Source organism: Thioalkalivibrio sp. HK1 (genome assembly GCA_000583135.1).
Taxonomy (GTDB): Bacteria; Pseudomonadota; Gammaproteobacteria; order HK1; family HK1; genus HK1.
The window spans coordinates 1-16,920 of record JFBG01000047.1 but is presented as its reverse complement, the minus strand read 5'-3'; the positions used below and the strand labels follow the sequence as shown (position 1 = coordinate 16,920).

Genomic DNA, 16,920 nt, shown 5'->3' with positions numbered 1-16,920 from the left:
GGTGCACTGATGATTGGCTAGGAGCCTGCGATGTCGTCGGATGCGAATCGACTGATTTCCGCTCTTGTGCGAGATAGCGTTCAGCTGGATTTGAAGACCCTTGACTTGTGTTTCTTGGCGGGTCTTTATCTGCGGAGCAAGCGGTCGGTCGATTCTTTGGAAGAGGACACGCTCATCGATCTATTCGAGCAGGTTTGCGAAGTGGTCGAGCCCGATACGGAGCGGCCGCGGGTGAGGGCGACCTATACCATTCAGCGGCTTCGCGATCAGCGCTTGTTGGCTCGGGTGGATGGGTCGGGCATCATCAGGCCCGGCGATTATTCGCTGACGCGGCTGGCGACTTCGATCGTCGAGTTTTTCTTCGATGACGAGAGGCTGACGCGCGAGAGTCTGAGCCTGCTCACGGGTACGCTGCGGTCTCATCTCACCGAGATCCTCGCTGCCGTCAAGCACGCCGACACCGAACAGGCTTGGCAAGAGAAGGTGGCGGCCCCGCTGCAGGTAACGGTCGGCGATCTCGTCGGCGGTATCGAGCGTCGGCAGCGCGGTCTCGATGCTCGGCAAGAGGAGGTGCAAAGGGAAATCGCCGATCTCTTGCAGGCCGATTGGTTCGGCGCGGTCGATCGGTCCCAAGCCCTGCTCGATACGACGACCGAGACGCTAAGAGAACTCAACGAGGTTCTCCTTCGTGATACGCATCACCTCCTCGCCTTGCTGCAAGACATTCAAAGCGAGGCATCCAAGGCGGATCAAACCGTGCCCGAGGAGGCCGCGCAACGCCTGATCGAGCATATCGATCGCATCGGCGCTTGGGGCCGCGAAAGGCAGCGGGCATGGTCGGATTACTATCAGTATGTTCATCGCTATCTTCGAGATGTCGTGCGCCTCGATCCGGATCGGGCGTTGAGTCAGCGATTGCGCGATCTCATCATGAACCGACCCTCGCCCCGCTTTCGGTTGTTCGTGGCGTCAACGCCCTCGATCCGGCTGCTGCGCCCGGTCGAATCGCGGGTGGAGCGTCCGGCGGTCATGAGGCCGCGCATGGAGCGGGAGGTCTCGCCGGATCTCGTGGATCCCGATAGCGAGTTGGATATCGATGTATCGGTCAAGGCTTTGGTCGAGGCGTCTTTGAGCGAGGGAGCCGAGACATTGGCCGAGATCACCGAGCGCGTATTGGCCGAACTGCCGGCGCATAAGCACTACATCGCCGCCGGTCGCGTGGCCGATGCGCTCGCCGGCATCGCCTCGGTGCGCAGCGGTCGCGAGCGGCCGTGGCGGGCCGTCATGCCCGATCTGGAACTCGAGGATTGGGATCTATCGAAAGAGCGAGCGCTCGGGCAAGCACCCCGGCCGGCATCCCCGCGGGTACCCCGGCCAGAGCCGGAGCCGGAGCCGGAGCGAGCGCCGAAGCGATGACATCCTCCTTCGAATCGCTGGAAGAAGCCATCGCCGACGAGCATTTCCCGGGGGTGGATCTCGCCTTGCGCCGCGGGCGCCATCTGAGCTTGGACGATGGCACCGCCTATCAATACCTCATCGATGCCTTGGATCACTTGGAGCCCTTCTATCGGCGCTTCGGCTGCGAGTTGGTGCATCCATCGGACGGCTATTTCTATCTCTTGCCCTCGGGAGATCGGCTCGACCGAAGGCGGCTATCCACCGGCGAGATGCTCATCGGCCAGACCCTTGCGCTGATGTACTTGGATCCTGCGGCCTTGCAATACGCAGGCGTGGTCGAACGCCAAACTCTTCTACAAAGGCTCCAAGGGATGTTGGGGGCGGAAACGCTCGTGCGCATCCTCGATCCCCGTCGGCGCAAAAAATTCAACGAGCGGATCTTCGCCGAGATCATCCGCAACAAGGTCGCCGAAGCATTGAGAAGGCTTGCGGAGCTCGGCTTCATCGACACCCTCGATGGAGGAAGGCTTCGCCTTCGCCCGTCATTGATGCGTTTTGTCGAGCCGGTGCGGGGATCGAAAGATTGCTCCGCCGCATTGGAGCGTTTGGTCGCAAGCGGGGAGATCGATCTCGACGATGCCGATCTCAATGCCGACCCCGGCGTCGACCCGAGCGATCCGGAGGCGGAAGACGAAGCCCCCGAAGACGAACCGGAGACGAGTGCATGAGCCGTACCCACGTCCAAGCCCTCGCCCTCGTCAATTGGAGGGGCGTCTTCTACGAACGCTACCTCATGGACCGCCACGTAACCGCCCTCGAAGGGAGCAACGGAGCGGGCAAGACCACGGTGATGATCGCAGCCTATCTCGTGCTCTTGCCGGATATGTCCCGATTGCGCTTCACCAACTTGGGCGAGACCGGTGCGACCGGCGGAGACAAGGGGATCTGGGGGCGCTTGGGCGAACCCGGCCGCCCGGCATACTCGGTCATCGATTTCTCCATCGCCTCCGGTCGGCGGCTCATCGCCGGGGTGCACTTGGAGAAAAAGAGCGAGCCCACGGTCGATACCAAGCCCTTCATCATCACCGACCTCGATGCGGCCGTTCGCCTGCAAGATGTGCTCTTGCTGGCTCAAGGCGATGACGAGGTCGTTCCCGAGATCGACGAGTTGCGCGAGAACGCCGCTCGCAACGGCGGTCGCTTACAACTCTTCGGCAGTGTGCGCGAATATTTCGCGGCCCTTTTCGAGCACGGCGTCACGCCGCTGCGATTGGGAACGAACGAGGAGCGCGGCAAGTTCAACGAGATGCTAAGGACCAGCATGACCGGCGGCATCTCGCGGGCGATCACATCGGAGTTGCGCTCCTTCTTGTTCAAAGAGGAGAGTGGGCTTGCCGACACCTTGCAGCGTATGAAGTCCAACCTCGATGCCTGCCGGCGAACGCGCACCGAGGTCCGGCAATCGCAGCAGTTGCAAAAAGAGATCGGCGATGTCTTCGAGGCGGGGCAGGCCATGTTCGCCGCGGCCTTCTTCGCCACCCGCGAGCGGGCCGAAAAACACGCCCGGCGCGTGGCCGAGGCGAAAGAGGCGCATCGCAAAGCGAATGAACGCCTTGCCCAAGCCCAAGATCGATACGCCCGCGTTTGCAAGGCACTCGAGGAAAAGGGGGCTTATCAAGAGGCATTGAAGTCGCAGATCGATGCTGCACAAGAAAGACGCTCGCGCCTTGAAAGAGCCCTGTCAGCGGCCGATGAAGTGACCCGCCGGAGCGAGGAGTTGGCGATTGCCTCCGAGCGAACGCAAAAGGCGGCGCATGAGCGCAAAGAGCGAGAAGAGACCCAAGCCCAGTGCCGCAAAACCAGAGATCGCCGTCGGGAAGAACGCAAAGCATCATCGGAAGGCCTGATCGATTTTCAACAAGGCTATAACGATCTGCATCGCCGCGCCGGAGCCTATCGACAAGCGCAGCGCCACAAACACCGAGCGCAGCGGCTACTCGAAATCGACGATCTCGCTCCCGAGACAATCGCCGATCTTTTGGCAAGGACCAAGGTCCGGCTCGAAAACACCGACCGCTCCCGGCGAGATGCCAAGCAAAGGCTCGCCGACCACGATGCCCACCGGCAAGCCTACACCGCCGCCTTCGAGGCGCTGATGTTCATGGGCGAGGGGTCGATGAGTGATGGAACCGAGGGCGATGCAACCATCGAGCCCGATGCCGTCTTCGATACCGCATCGAAGCGCCTTCATCGCTTTCGCAAACAGGAAGCCTTGCTCGATCGCCTCGATGAGATCGCCGCCGAACTCGAGCGGGCTTGCGATCTCGCCGAGCGCCAAGCCAAGGCCAAGGAGCAAGCCCGGGCTTTAGGGCTTGCCCTTTCCGGTACGCGCCCCGCCCGCATCGAGATCACCGAGCGATTGGGAGATAAGGAGAAGGAGCGAGAGCGATTGTTGGAGCGAGCCCGCGAGATGGAGGCGCAGGCGCAAGAGCGTCGGCGCTTGCTGGATGCGGCTCGCGCCCGACAAAAAGAGATCGAAGACAGCGAACCGATCTGGCGCGAACTTGCGGCCCATGCCCGATATCTGATCGATTATCTGGCGGAAGATATTCCCGATTCGTCCCCCGACTCGCCCACCGAATCATCCCCCGATGCGCCCCAAAACGCCTTGAAAACGCTTTCAGATATCAAGGCGGCGCGAACGACGGTGATGCAGCGCTTGGAAGAGATCAAGGCGAGCGAGGCGGAACTCGTTGCAAAGCAAGAGGATCTAAGAGCGCAGGCGCGAGAACTCCTGGCGTCGGGCGGACCTTTCGATCCCGAGCTGCTGCGGCTCAAAGATCGCTTGGAGGCGGAGCTCCTGGCCGGAGCCTTCGAGGATGCGTCCATCGAAGATGCCGCCGTGCTGGAGGCCAGATTGGGGCCGCTGGTCCAAGCGTTGGTCGTGGACGATCCGGCAGCGGTCATGGCTTGCGAGGAGATTCGCGATCGCCCCGACTCCCTTCATGATATCTGGCTCGTTGGCCGAGACGAGGATATGTCGGGCCTCGGCGCGGGCGCTGCGAACGGCGCTGCGGCCTCGGCGAGGAGAGTCGGGCAAGCAAAGAAGGCGAAGCGAATCGAGGGAGCGGCCACCCCGTCGGCGAACGCATCCCCGGCAAGCCTATCCCCCGCAAGCGTCCCTGCCGCGAACTCAAACCCCAAGGACATCATCGTCAACGAAGTGCAAGCCACCCGCATCACGAGGATCCCGACCCGCCCGCGGCTGGGTCGAAAGGCGCGCGAAAAACGCGCCGAGGAACTGCGCACCGAGGCCGATGCATCGGATACCAAGGTCGATGAAGTGCGTAAGAAGCGCCGCCGCCTCGAGCGCTTGGCCGATGCGAGCGAGGCCTTGCTTGCCGGACAAGCCTTATGGCTGGAGGGCGATCCGGCATCGATGCTGGCATCGGTCCGTCGCCGGATAGCGGGGCTCGACAAGCAGCAGGAGAGCCACCTCGCCGATGCCGACCGGGCTCGGAACGAAGCCCGCATCATCGAGCCCGGCATCGAGTCCTTGCGCGAACTGCTCGCCGCCGCGCTATTGCTCGATCCCCCCGACCATGCCCACCGGCGCAACACCCTCGAGCGCGAGCACGAAGAGGCGAAAAAGGCGCAGGCCGAAGTCCGGCGCTGCGCAAAGGCGGCTCAGGTTGTCCAAGATCGCCTCCACATATTAAGGAGCCCGCCGCTTTCGCCGGAAGAGGCATCAAACCTCGAAGCCGAGCTGAAACACCTTTCGGATGAGCGCGATCGCTTGGATACCGCGATCGAGTCCATGGAGTTCGTCGCCGACAATGTCGATGCCCTCGGTTGGGAGGATGCCCCGGCGGCCCTCGAAGAGAAGCGATCGCTGGCTCCGGTCTTCGAAGAGCGGGATCGGCAAACGAAGGCGGCCCTTGACGAGGCCGAAGCGGCCTTTGAATCGGCCGAAAACGCCTTCGATGATGCCAAGGCTTCCTGGCAGAGTGCCGATGGTGTGCGTCGGGCGGCGCTCGAACAGCACCGCGCGGCGCAGCGGCGCTTCGACGAACTCGGAGTTGCCGATCCCACGCCCGCCGCCCTCGAGTCCGCGCGCGAGCAGGTGCACCGGTTGCAAGAGGAGATGCACTCGGTGCAAGCATCGCACAATGCATTGATGACGGATAAAGGCGCCCGCGATTCCGAGCGCAGGCAGGCGGAAAAGGAGTGCAATGATGCGAAGGAAAAGGCCGCCGCCGAGCAACGAGACTCCATCCCGATGATCGAACGCTGGGAGCGCCTGCAAGCGACGGTGGCCGAGAAAAACCTGCATCCGGGCGTCCTTGCATCCGAAGACGGTGAGGCGAGCGATGCCCCGATGCCCCGCCGCGCCCTCGGCAATCTCGCGCAAGAGTCCGATAAGCAAAGGGCGTTGCTCGCAGAGAGACTGCGAAACGCTCACAAGGCGCAAGATCTGCTCGCCAAGGTCGAGGCGTTCGCCATGGATGGCGATGCCGAAGGGTTCGCCGATACCGTCTTGGATCTGTGGCTCGATGTGCGCGATTGGCTGCGCCGCCGCTTGCCGGCGCAGGTGGCGGAGGTGGACGATCCGCGAGAGGCGCTGCTAAGGCTGCGCGATCGATTGACCGATTTGGAAGAGCGTTTGGATCGGCAAGAGGACGACCTTCGCGGCGAAAGCAGTGATGTCGCCGGCGCGATCGACGTTCAAATCCGCAAGGCGCGCTCCCAACTCTCCCGTCTCAATCAGAATATCAAAGGGGTCAACTTCGGCAGCATCGAGCGGATTCGGGTGACCTTCGAGCGGGGCGAACGCATGCATCAGGTGCTCGATGCACTCAAAAAAGGTGCCGTGCAGGGGCTGCTCTTCGATGAAAACATGCCCGTCGAGCAAGCTCTGGAAGAGATCTTCGCCTGTTACGGCGGCGGTAAACGCAACGATGGCCTGCAACTGTTGGATTATCGCGAGTACATTGAATTGCAGGTGCAGGTCCGTCGTCGTTCCGGTACCGACTGGGAGGCGGCGAATCCCACCCGCCTTTCCACCGGCGAGGCCATCGGCGTGGGCGCGGCATTGATGATGGTGGTGCTGACCGAATGGGAGCGAGATGCCAACCTGCTGCGCGGCAAACGAAGCCACGGTTCCTTACGCTTTTTATTCCTCGACGAAGCCAACCGCCTCTCCCAAGACAATATCGGGGTTCTATTCAACTTATGCCGGGCACTTGACTTGCAACTGCTGATCGCCGCCCCCGAGGTCGCCAAGGCGGGCGGCAATACCACCTATCATTTGGTACGCCGAAGCGACGGCGAGGGTCGAGAGACGGTCATCGTCAGCGGCCGAAGAGCGAGATCGGATTCGTGATCCGGCGAAGAAGAACATGCCCCTTGGCGCCTTCGGAATCCATTGAGCCTCATAAAGCATTCGTCGGCGATCGAAGCGCGAGCCCCGAAGCATGATCTGGGAGAATGAAGACGCCCGCTTAGCCCTGCTGGAGTTGGTATCCCGAGGCACCCTCAAACGCCGCCACTCCCAGCGAGAGATTTACGACACCCTCGCCGCCCTTCCTTGGACACGATTGACCGGCCGCCGCAAAGAGATCGCCTTGGTCGAAGAGCGCCGAGAGAGCCTTGTCGAACTCATCGACCGAGTCTGGCCCGAATGGCAAAGCGTGCTCGCGGATTTGAACACCGCGGGATTGCCACCGACCCCCGAGGGCCACTCCCGCCTGCGCGATATGAAGCGCGCCACCGACATCCCCGAAGAACTCCCCGAACGCATCAATCGCCGCACCGCCGCATCCCTCGTCGCCACCCATTCCAAAGCCTCCCTGACCGAATCCAGAAGACAAGCCCTCGGCGAGACCGCCCCCACCCAAGACGGCTCGATCAGGCTACGCCCCCCGTCCGATCTATCCGCAAGAACGCCCAAGGGAACCATCGATCTCGCCCAAGTCGCCGCCATCCTCGGCGAAGTATCCATCCCCGAACGAGCCCTGCTCGATGATCTCACCTTCCAAGGCAGCATCCGCGCCGTTCTCCTCATCGAAAACTTGGGAGCTTGGCGCGACCTGCCACCCCCACCGGGCTGGCTATTGGCATACGTCCCCGGATGGGATACCGCCACCGTCGCTCGCCTACTCGATCGCATCGAAAAATCCATCGAAAACACCCCCGTCATCCACTTCGGCGACATAGACCCCAACGGAGTGCGCATCATGCTGCACCTACAAAAACGCATCCCCGACTTGAGATGGTTCCTCCCCGAATTCTGGTTCGACCTCACCGATACCACCGCCCAAAGAACCGTTTGGCCCCAAGACCTCGACCTCACCTTCGCCCCCACCCGAGTCCGCCGACTCGCCTCCCAAGGCCTTTGGCTCGAACAAGAACGCATCGTCCTCGATCCCCGCACCCCTGACGCCCTCGAAGAGATGCTGATGGCCGAGCCTTTCAATGAAACGATTTGACAACATCTTGTATTTTCGCAATACTCGGCTCCGCACAGTCCCTAGATATTTTTCTGTTTTGTACCAAAACTCATATACAATTCTCTTTGAGTCAAGATCTAAGCGCTGTTTCAAAAAAATCGAGAGATGAGAATATGTCCAAATTTCGGATGTCCACCAATCCCGAACAAGAACAGTTGCTCTGACGGTCAGATTGAGATCCATAGCCCATGTGGCCTGATAACGAAACGGAAAGAGATTTCCTGAATTTTTCGGGTGTTGCTGGCACGGTCGCTGAGATCATTACACAGGCGGCCGGGCGGCCGACGTCGATCGGCATATCAGGTTCGTGGGGTGCTGGCAAGTCTTCGATGATCAAGCTCGTGCGTGCATCGCTTGAAGAAAAAAACCAGAATAACCCTAAGAAGTTCATCTATGTGGAGTTCAATGCTTGGCTATATCAGGGCTATGATGATGCTCGCGCCGCACTGCTCGACGTCATTGCAACAAAGCTCAACGAAGAGGCTGAAGAGCGAAAGACGGGTGTTGACAAGGCCAAAGGACTTCTGCAGCGAGTGAATTGGCTTCGTGTCGCCAAGTTGAGTGCGGAGTCTGCACTTGCGGCTAACCTAGGGTTGCTGCCGACCGGACTGCTCGGCGAAGCCGTTGGATTTGGCAAGAGGGCTTTTCGAGACGATCTGACTGAAGGCAGCACCGGAGATATCGAGAGTCAGGGTGTTGATGTTTTACCGAAAACCGAAGGTCTGATCAAATCAAAACCGGTACTCTCACCACCAAGCGAGATTCACGCTATCCGGGAATGCTTCGAGCGAACGCTCGATCAGATGGACGTGACACTGGTTGTGCTTATCGACGATTTGGATCGTTGTTTGCCTCCCACCACTATTTCGACGCTAGAAGCGATAAGGTTATTCTTGTTCCTGAATCGCACAGCTTTTGTTATCGCTGCCGATGAGTCGATGATCAAGCATGCCGTTCGGCAGCATTTTGGAAATATCGAAGATGAACTCATCCTTAATTATTTTGATAAGCTTATACAGATACCGATTCGCGTTCCTCCTCTTGGTACGCAAGAAGTACGCGCTTACATGCTACTGCTCTTTATTGAAGCAGCTGAAATAGATGCTTCCCAAAAAGAGGCAATACGCAAGAGTGTTTGTGCACAGCTCGCCAAGACTTGGCGCGGTGAGCGGGTTGATAGAGGCTTCATGATAAAGGTTTTCCCAGATGCGCCATCCGATCTCGTTGCGCGCTTTGATACGGCTGATCGTTTGGCTCCGATTATGGCGAACGCCAGACAGATCGCTGGCAATCCTCGCCTTGTCAAGCGTTTCCTAAATGCACTCTCAATCAGAATGGCTATCTCGCGAGCTCATGGTGTCGGTGTCGACGAGGCGGTGTTAGCCAAGATGCTTCTCTTTGAGCGATGTGGTAATCCAAAGGCCTATGAAGCCTTAATGTCAGCGGTGAATAGTGATCCTGATGGCAAGCCAACCTTTCTTACTGAATGGGAACAGAAGGCAGCAACTGAAGAGAAATATGATCTAGATCATATATGGGATGATCCCTTCATTCGCGAGTGGCTTCGAATCAAGCCATCGCTCGCTGATACAGATATGCGTGGTGTACTTTACGTTAGTCGTGAGCATGCGCCTCTGATCACGCCAGGAGACAGGTTATCATCGGAAGGAATAGATCTGCTTTCTGCTATCCTTGGGAATCCTGAAATGGCTGAGAAATTGCATGATCGTTTGACCGCATTGCCTCGAGCAGAAATTAGCATAATCATGGACAAAGTACTTGAAAGAGCAGGGCGCGAACAGAAATGGGGTGCACCGCCGATCCTAGATGCTTGTATATCTGTTGCCAAAGCCGATTTATCGCTGGGCCCGCGTGTTGCCGGATTCTTAAGCGACCGCCCACCCGACCAGATCAAGCCTAGTATTGTTCCTAGGATCAGCGATGAGCCTTGGGCTACCGATATTTTGACAAAATGGGAGAAAAATGATAAAGTAAGTGAATCCGTTAAAAAATCTATCAAAGTCTCAAGGAAAAAATAATGGGCACATCGCTATCAAGCTCGGGATCGCCCTCAGGTACGTCCATGGTGCCGCCTTGGGTGCAATCACCTGATCCTCTGGATGACGACGACTCTAGGGACGATGCGGTGTCGCAACCTGCGCCCATGGCACCACCTGGGCGTTTTCGCGGTGCACGACTAAGGATAGGCAGGTTTGCTGATACTGGTTTACTAAACGATATGAAAAAAGGAGTGGCGCACTATATCCATAAAGGCCTAGGTGGAAGTGGTGTTGCAGTGCGTCGTTTTGGTAGCACTATCCACATAGCTGGTACGCTCTTTGACGCATTGTCAGGTGCTTTGGAAAATGAGCTAGATACTGATGTTCTTTCAGGTTGCAGCGTCAATGAAATTATGGACATGCTTGTTGATGTCGTATGTCCCATTGATGGCACTTTGGATGATGAATCTAGCCGTGACTCTATAAAAAAATCTCTCTCTGATATACTCAAACGTTTTCCAAATGCTGATTTACTCAATTTGTCAAAAGAACAACGGATGTTTGCGGTTGAGTGCTATATTGCACGGAGTGTATTCAATCGATTCTACCTTGATCTTGGTAAGACTATTCAAGAGAAGGCACCTAGTACTAATAGTGGCTTATCTCGTGTCAAAGATGCGAGGGACTATATTATGCAAACGGTGGCAGCAGCATTCAGAAGAATGGTGAGCGACGTATCTGTGTTTAGTGGTAGAAAAATTAGAGAAGTCGCTCATAATGCTCTCAATACGGCAGTGAGTGTGTTTGAGGAGGCTCTATAAATGACGATTTTTTGTGGCCCTGCCAACTCTAATCATGGTCGCCTTCGAGAAGGCGATAGGCGATTCGTACTTTACGATAAAGCCGGAGATCCTTCTGAGGGATCCGCTGGTATGTCGCTGCTTAGGCAAATACAGAAGGATAGAATTGTGCCTTCGCTGCGGGCTTGGGATCTCCTTTCGATTGCCCTGTCTATCATCTGTGCAGATACAGCCGAAAGGCGTAACAAAACTCCAGACGGCTGGACGCGCCAGGTCGCTCTCGAGATTGCTGTTGGCGATCCGGATTTTTGGAACAATAATAAAAGTCTGCTAGAACGGCAATTGAAGTTTTTAACCACCGATAGATGGCAGTTGAAATTTATTGATCTCGGGTTACTTCCTGAACCTCCAAAGAGGCCCGAATATCCTGATAGAGATTGTGTATCTCTGTTATCTGGGGGTCTTGACAGTTTCGTCGGTGCTATTGATCTGTTTTCGAAAGGAAAAAAGCCCTATTTTGTCAGCCAAGTTTCACGGGGAGATAAGTGTTTGCAGAGGAAGCTTGCATCGATGTTTGGTGAAGAACCGAATCATTTGCAACTAAACCACAATGTGAAAAACCCTGGAAAAAACGAAACATCTCAACGCTCTCGCTCCATAATATTTCTAGCCTATGGTGTTCTGGCAGCTACGGCGCTAAAAAAATATAAAGAAGGAGAATGCGTTGATTTGTATGTTAGCGAAAATGGATTGATATCGATTAACCCGCCTTTGACGCTAGCACGAATTGGAAGCCTCAGTACGCGTACCACACATCCGATTTTTCTTAATCTATTTCAGAATTTACTTGATGCAGCTGAACTAAAAATTAATATTTTTAATCCTTATAAGTTAAAAACGAAAGGAGAGATGCTCCGTAAGTGTAAAAATCAAGATACTCTTGAGAGATATGCTTCAGAAACGACAAGCTGCGGTCGCTTCATACGTCGTCAAAAACATTGTGGACGTTGTCTGCCTTGTCTCATTCGGCGTGCTGCATTCCATAAATGGAAAAAAGAAGATACAACAGATTATATATATTCTGACCTATCAAAAAACCATCCTGATTTTTCGCGTTTTGATGACGTGAGATGCGCAGCGATGGCTGTGGCATCCGTTAAATCAGAAGGCATAGACTCTTTGGCGACTACCAATTTGAACGCCTTTTTGATGGGCGATCTTGCTCCATACAGAGAGATGCTTGATCGCGGGATTAGAGAACTAGGGGAGTTTCTTGATTATAAAGGTGTTCGATGATCGATTTTCATTGTCACATTGATCTTTTTCCGAACCCCTACGAAGTTGCCCGTGGATGCCGTGAGCGACAGGCTCATGTCTTATCGGTGACTACGACGCCAAGCGCATGGAAAGGGACATCGGAACTAGGTGGAGGTACGGTGCTGACCGCCCTAGGCCTTCATCCTCAGATTGCGCACGAGCGAAAATCCGAATTACATTTGTTTGATCGGATACTACCCAACAGTGCTTATGTAGGCGAGGTTGGTTTAGATGGAGCCTCTGAATTCAAACGATATTGGAATGATCAGGTTGATGTCTTTCAACATATTCTTGAGGCTTGTGAACAGTTTGGAGGCAGAATCATGTCGATTCACAGTCGACGTGCAAGCACACCCGTTTTAGATGTATTGGAAGCGCATCCGGGAGCCGGTCTTCCCATCCTTCATTGGTTTTCGGGCACCCCCAGAGAACTCCATCGGGCAGTTGAACTTGGATGCTGGTTCAGCGTTGGACCGGCGATGCTAGCAAGTAAGCGTGGAAGAGACTTGGCGAAGCGGATGCCACAAGCGCGGGTGTTGACCGAATCTGATGGACCGTTTGCCCGAATAGGCGGAAAACCAATCCTTCCTTGGGAAGTTGGTGCTGCGGTAAGGGGTTTGGCTGAATGCTGGGAGAGCGACTCCACTAGTGTTGATCGGATATTGAACGAGAATTTGGCGAATCTATTGGCCCAATCATCAAATATCAATCGGTCAACTTGAATCTAGATCTGAGAAGCCGATCATCGTGAGACTTCCTGAATTGTATCCCTTGACCAAGCGCTTAGGCTATTCAAGGGGATATCGGGCGTTTCGTGGGCGATGTCGCTCTGATATCTGAGTTTTTTCGGATATTCCAGTCAAAAGACGCGCCTACTTAAAGGTAGTCAGATGATATCGAGCATATTTTGTGCGCCGCAATACGGATTGTTCGTAGACATGGACTTGATGAGGCCTTTTTTTGAATAGGCCTTCATTGCCGAGGATGCTCTTTGGATTCGCCTGTCGGGGTGTCTTAGCTGTTTGGGGAGCGATTTCGGGATCGAATTTCGAGAAATAATCTGTCATTGTCTTGCGAAAACCCTTCATGGCGCGGGTCGGAAAAGCTTGGGGTTCCGGCTGCTTAGGCACTCTCATACCTGCCCGATGGCATCGATTCCGAACGCAGCCCTCGTGCACCACTGGGCGATTATCAGGTCATCCTCGCGTTGCGCTCTCTCGAAAATTGTGCACTTGCACAATTTCACCCCATCCCTATAATGAATCCCCGATGGGCTTGCACTTCCGCAAGATCCGCTCGAGAAATCAGGAGTCTTTCCCCATGAGAGACGAAACGATCGCCATTCATGGCGGGTATCAGACCGATCCCACGACCAAGTCGGTGGCCGTGCCGGTTTACCAGACCGTGGCTTATGAATTCGACGATTCCCAGCACGGGGCGGACCTGTTCAATCTGGCTGTGCCGGGCAATATCTATTCGCGCATCATGAACCCCACCTGCGATGTGCTCGAGCAGCGCGTCTCGGCGATGGAGAAGGGTATCGCCGGTTTGGCGCTGTCGGCGGGCTCGGCGGCGATTCACTACGCCGTGATCAACATCGCCTCGGCGGGGGATAACATCGTCTCCGTGCCGCAGCTCTACGGCGGTACCTACACGCTCTTCGCTCACATGCTGCCCGCCTTGGGCATCGAGGTTCGCTTTTCCGAGTCCGACCGTGCCGAGGATCTCGCCAAACTCATCGACGGCAAGACCAAGGCGGTGTTCCTCGAGACCATCGGCAATCCGGCGGGCAATATCATCGACATCGCTGCGGTGGCCGAGATGGTTCGCAGCCACGGGGTGGCGACCATCGCCGATAACACCGTGGCCACTCCGGCGCTACTCAAGCCGATCGAGCACGGCATCGACATCGTGGTGCACTCGCTGACCAAATACATCGGCGGACACGGCACCACGCTCGGCGGCATCATCGTCGATTCGGGGCAGTTCCCATGGGCCGAGCACGCCGAGCGTTATCCGGGGCTCAACAACCCCGAACCGAGTTATCACGGGGTGGTCTACACCGAGGCTTTGGGTCCGGCGGCTTATATCGGCCGCGCCCGCACGGTGCCTTTGCGCAATACCGGCTCGGCGCTATCGGCATTGTCGGCCCAGCAACTGCTGGTCGGGCTGGAAACCCTCTCTCTTCGTATGGAACGCCATTGCGACAACGCCCTGGCGGTGGCCAAGCACCTGCAAGGTCACAGCCAAGTGGAGTGGGTCAGCTACGCCGGATTGCCCGGCCATGCCCACCACGAACTGGCCAAAAAGTACCTAGGCGGTCGCCCCTCAGGTATCTTGACCTTCGGCGTCAAGGGCGGCTTCGAAGGCGGCACCCGCTTTCAGGATCGCCTGAAAATGATCAAGCGACTGGTCAACATCGGCGACGCCAAATCGCTGGCCTGCCACCCGGCATCCACCACGCACCGCCAGTTGACTGAGGAGGAGCAGGCATCCGTCGGCGTTACACCGGCAACCGTCCGGCTATCGGTCGGCATTGAGCACATCGAAGATATCATCGAGGATATCGACCAAGCCCTCGGCTAGTCTTTGCTTTCGGCACGGCGATTCGGGCGGGGTCTAGCGATCCCGCCCGATCCGTTGGTCGCCGATGTCGATGGTTCGTCATCTGCGGTGCTCGGTCAGCCACACTGCTCGCTGTCCCTTGGCCCTTGATGTCCGATCCTTGCATATCGGGCATCATATTCTCGTTCTCGACAGCGTTTTTTCTCAAAAACATCGATCACCCAACGGCCGATATCGGTTGTCGTTGGAAAAATAGCCTCGGGCGGCTGTTTGACCGAGTTGCCCCGAACGACCGGCCTCCGCGCAGACTCTTATCCAACCCCATGCCGTTATTCTCGGCTTCCACTGCCTAAGACTCGCGATCGCCCTCGAGGGATGGAGCCCTAGCCGCTGCGCTTGATGGGCCTATCTTTGGCGTATCTATGAAATATCTGCGTTATCCCATACAATAAGGTCTTGGCGATTGTCCCAAATGACCCTAGGGCGGAGGGCTCGTCACCCTTTTCTTGTCCGCGTGCTTGGTTAGCCCTCCATACGTCGCATCCATCTCGACCTCGCCCGACAGCTTCGCCAACTGACCGGAGCACGCGTTGAAGCAGGTCCCATGCCGACCCCCCTGCATGATGTCCAGCTCATTAAGCAAGGCCTGCTTAGAAAAAATGTTGCGGAATTCAAATAAAGTGTTAGACTATACCGACAATGAGACCGGCGGACCGGTTGCTTCTGGAATATTTGACAATGAGGAAGAATTGATGAACACGGACAACAATGATCGCAATCAGGAAAATGACACTCAATGGCATCAGGCACAAGATTCTCCATTACCGAAGAATCCTAATGCACCATTCCCTCCGGGCACTGTGCCACTAAAACAGCCACCGCAAAAACCAAAACCAGATCGGAAAGAGGAGAAATGAATAAAAGTGCAAGTTCCCCGCCCTAGAATTATCTGAGACACCGATTGAGATATCATCATAGCGAATAACAGATGTGTCTTATGACAAACGGCAAGAGCGGCCAAAAGACCAAGAGGGCGGGCGCTCCCGGAAAACCGAGAATGACGGTACCACGTATGATCGAAGTGACGGTGCGAGTGATTTGATGTCAGCCCATGGAATTGCATCTCGGTCAGTCAAAAATATTTCTGAATTTGATGTTTTGCAATCCTAAAATTATAAAAGCGGATAGTAATTTAATAAAAATGGAATAATACGAAAATTCAAAGGAGAAAAAATGATCGTTTTTTTGATTGAATTAGTTTCTCATATTTTGGGAATATTGGGATTTTTCTTTGCGATTTATACGTTTCAAAAATCGAAACAAAAACCGTCAATACTTGATGATTTTTATCTTAGAAGGAAAGAGAAAGCGTTAATGGCTGCTTTTGATTTGATTAAGAAAGAAGAATTTGATGTAACACAAGAGTTATTTGACAAAAACAATCCCAAGACATACTGTATTACTGTGTATATTGACAAAAAATTCAAAAGTACAAGATTTGCTTATTGGAAGATAAGAAATATTGTATCAAAAATCAACAAGATTCATAGTGTAAAGATGAAAGTAAGAAAAGACGAAGCAAATATCGTTTATGTTATCGACTAGATGCTATGTCAATGAGGCTACTGTAGCATGCTAGAATTATTCGGACAACTCTGATGAATGGCTTGTCGCAGGACCTCTGATGCATAAGTAAGTTTCCAGCCAAAGCAGATTTCCCTTGGAAAAGCGGATGAATCGCTCGGCACAGCCGTTGCATTTTGATGAGCGAACGAAGAACGGCGACGAGTCGACTCCTAACCAACGAATCTTATCTTGGAATGCATGGCTGACATACATAGGACCCGTTGTCGTGATGGATGGACAATGCCCACAGCGATGTCCTTTTCGACGACTTGAAAAGAGCATCCGCACCCCATTCGGGGCGATGAGTTCGTTGATCGGGCTGTGATTGTTCCAGTCGGTCGATGGGACGCTGTTTGAGGTTCTGATTACCTTGCGCGGGCGGCTTACCCAATCTCTCAAAGAGGCGACTTTTCAGGTCACCCCCCAATTCATGACATTGTTGGCGAGTGTATCCGGGGATTTGACGCGTCAGGAATTATTGCAGGCAATCGGGCTAAAGGATCGTAAGCATTTCGGAGATGCCTACCTCCAGCCGGCTTTGGAGGCGGGTGTAATTGAGATGACGATTCCCGATAAGCCAAATAGCAGGAGCCAGAGGTATCGTTTGACTGAGCTGGGGTGGGCGTTGCTCCTATCGGGGCAGCAGTGAGCGGGAGATTGATCATCGATCTTCCGCAAGTTCACCCCCCAAGTCATTCCTCATTA

Annotated in this window: 12 protein-coding genes; all 12 read left to right on the top strand. The window is 55.3% G+C overall.

From position 1 onward, the window contains the following. Window positions 1–30 precede the first annotated feature (30 nt). Window positions 31–1,416: a condensin subunit MukF gene (locus tag BF99_RS20900; protein WP_081759258.1), complete on the top strand. Its 1,386-nt coding sequence runs from the start codon at window positions 31–33 to the stop codon at window positions 1,414–1,416. Then, on the top strand, window positions 1,413–2,126 hold the full coding sequence (locus BF99_RS0112570; protein ID WP_025771142.1) for a chromosome partition protein MukE: 714 nt from the start codon (window positions 1,413–1,415) through the stop codon (window positions 2,124–2,126). The genes BF99_RS20900 and BF99_RS0112570 overlap by 4 nt, the downstream gene beginning before the upstream one ends. Then, window positions 2,123–6,781, top strand: a complete 4,659-nt coding sequence (mukB, locus tag BF99_RS0112565) for a chromosome partition protein MukB (protein WP_025771141.1) — start codon at window positions 2,123–2,125, stop codon at window positions 6,779–6,781. Before BF99_RS0112570 ends, mukB begins: the two co-directional genes overlap by 4 nt. A 91-nt stretch (window positions 6,782–6,872) precedes the next feature. Then, entirely contained in the window at window positions 6,873–7,886 is a 1,014-nt protein-coding gene (locus BF99_RS0112560; RefSeq protein ID WP_081759257.1) for a Wadjet anti-phage system protein JetD domain-containing protein, read from the top strand. A 209-nt stretch (window positions 7,887–8,095) separates the two neighbouring features. After that, complete coding sequence (locus BF99_RS20895; protein WP_038098282.1) at window positions 8,096–9,946, top strand: KAP family P-loop NTPase fold protein; 1,851 nt, start codon at window positions 8,096–8,098, stop codon at window positions 9,944–9,946. Between the two features lie 200 nt (window positions 9,947–10,146). Next, window positions 10,147–10,728 carry a Qat anti-phage system associated protein QatB gene (gene qatB / locus BF99_RS0112550; RefSeq protein WP_051482903.1) on the top strand — a complete coding sequence of 194 codons (582 nt, stop codon included), beginning with the start codon at window positions 10,147–10,149 and terminating at the stop codon, window positions 10,726–10,728. Beyond that, window positions 10,729–12,003, top strand: a complete 1,275-nt coding sequence (gene qatC / locus BF99_RS22555) for a Qat anti-phage system QueC-like protein QatC (protein WP_081759256.1) — start codon at window positions 10,729–10,731, stop codon at window positions 12,001–12,003. Next, a complete protein-coding gene (gene qatD, locus BF99_RS22550; RefSeq protein WP_081759255.1) occupies window positions 12,000–12,746 on the top strand; it encodes a Qat anti-phage system TatD family nuclease QatD in 747 nt (248 codons plus the stop codon). The genes qatC and qatD overlap by 4 nt, the downstream gene beginning before the upstream one ends. A 598-nt stretch (window positions 12,747–13,344) precedes the next feature. Then, a complete protein-coding gene (locus tag BF99_RS0112535) occupies window positions 13,345–14,610 on the top strand; it encodes an O-acetylhomoserine aminocarboxypropyltransferase/cysteine synthase family protein (protein ID WP_025771135.1) in 1,266 nt (421 codons plus the stop codon). A 602-nt stretch (window positions 14,611–15,212) separates the two neighbouring features. Next, window positions 15,213–15,506 (top strand): hypothetical protein, encoded by a 294-nt coding sequence (locus tag BF99_RS22995; protein ID WP_156013301.1) that lies wholly within the window; start codon window positions 15,213–15,215, stop codon window positions 15,504–15,506. Window positions 15,507–15,822: 316 nt separating this feature from the next. After that, on the top strand, window positions 15,823–16,194 hold the full coding sequence (locus BF99_RS0112520) for a hypothetical protein (protein ID WP_025771134.1): 372 nt from the start codon (window positions 15,823–15,825) through the stop codon (window positions 16,192–16,194). Window positions 16,195–16,540: 346 nt separating this feature from the next. Further along, window positions 16,541–16,864, top strand: coding sequence for a Fic family protein (locus BF99_RS0112515; RefSeq protein WP_025771133.1), 324 nt, complete (start codon window positions 16,541–16,543; stop codon window positions 16,862–16,864). Window positions 16,865–16,920 lie beyond the last annotated feature (56 nt).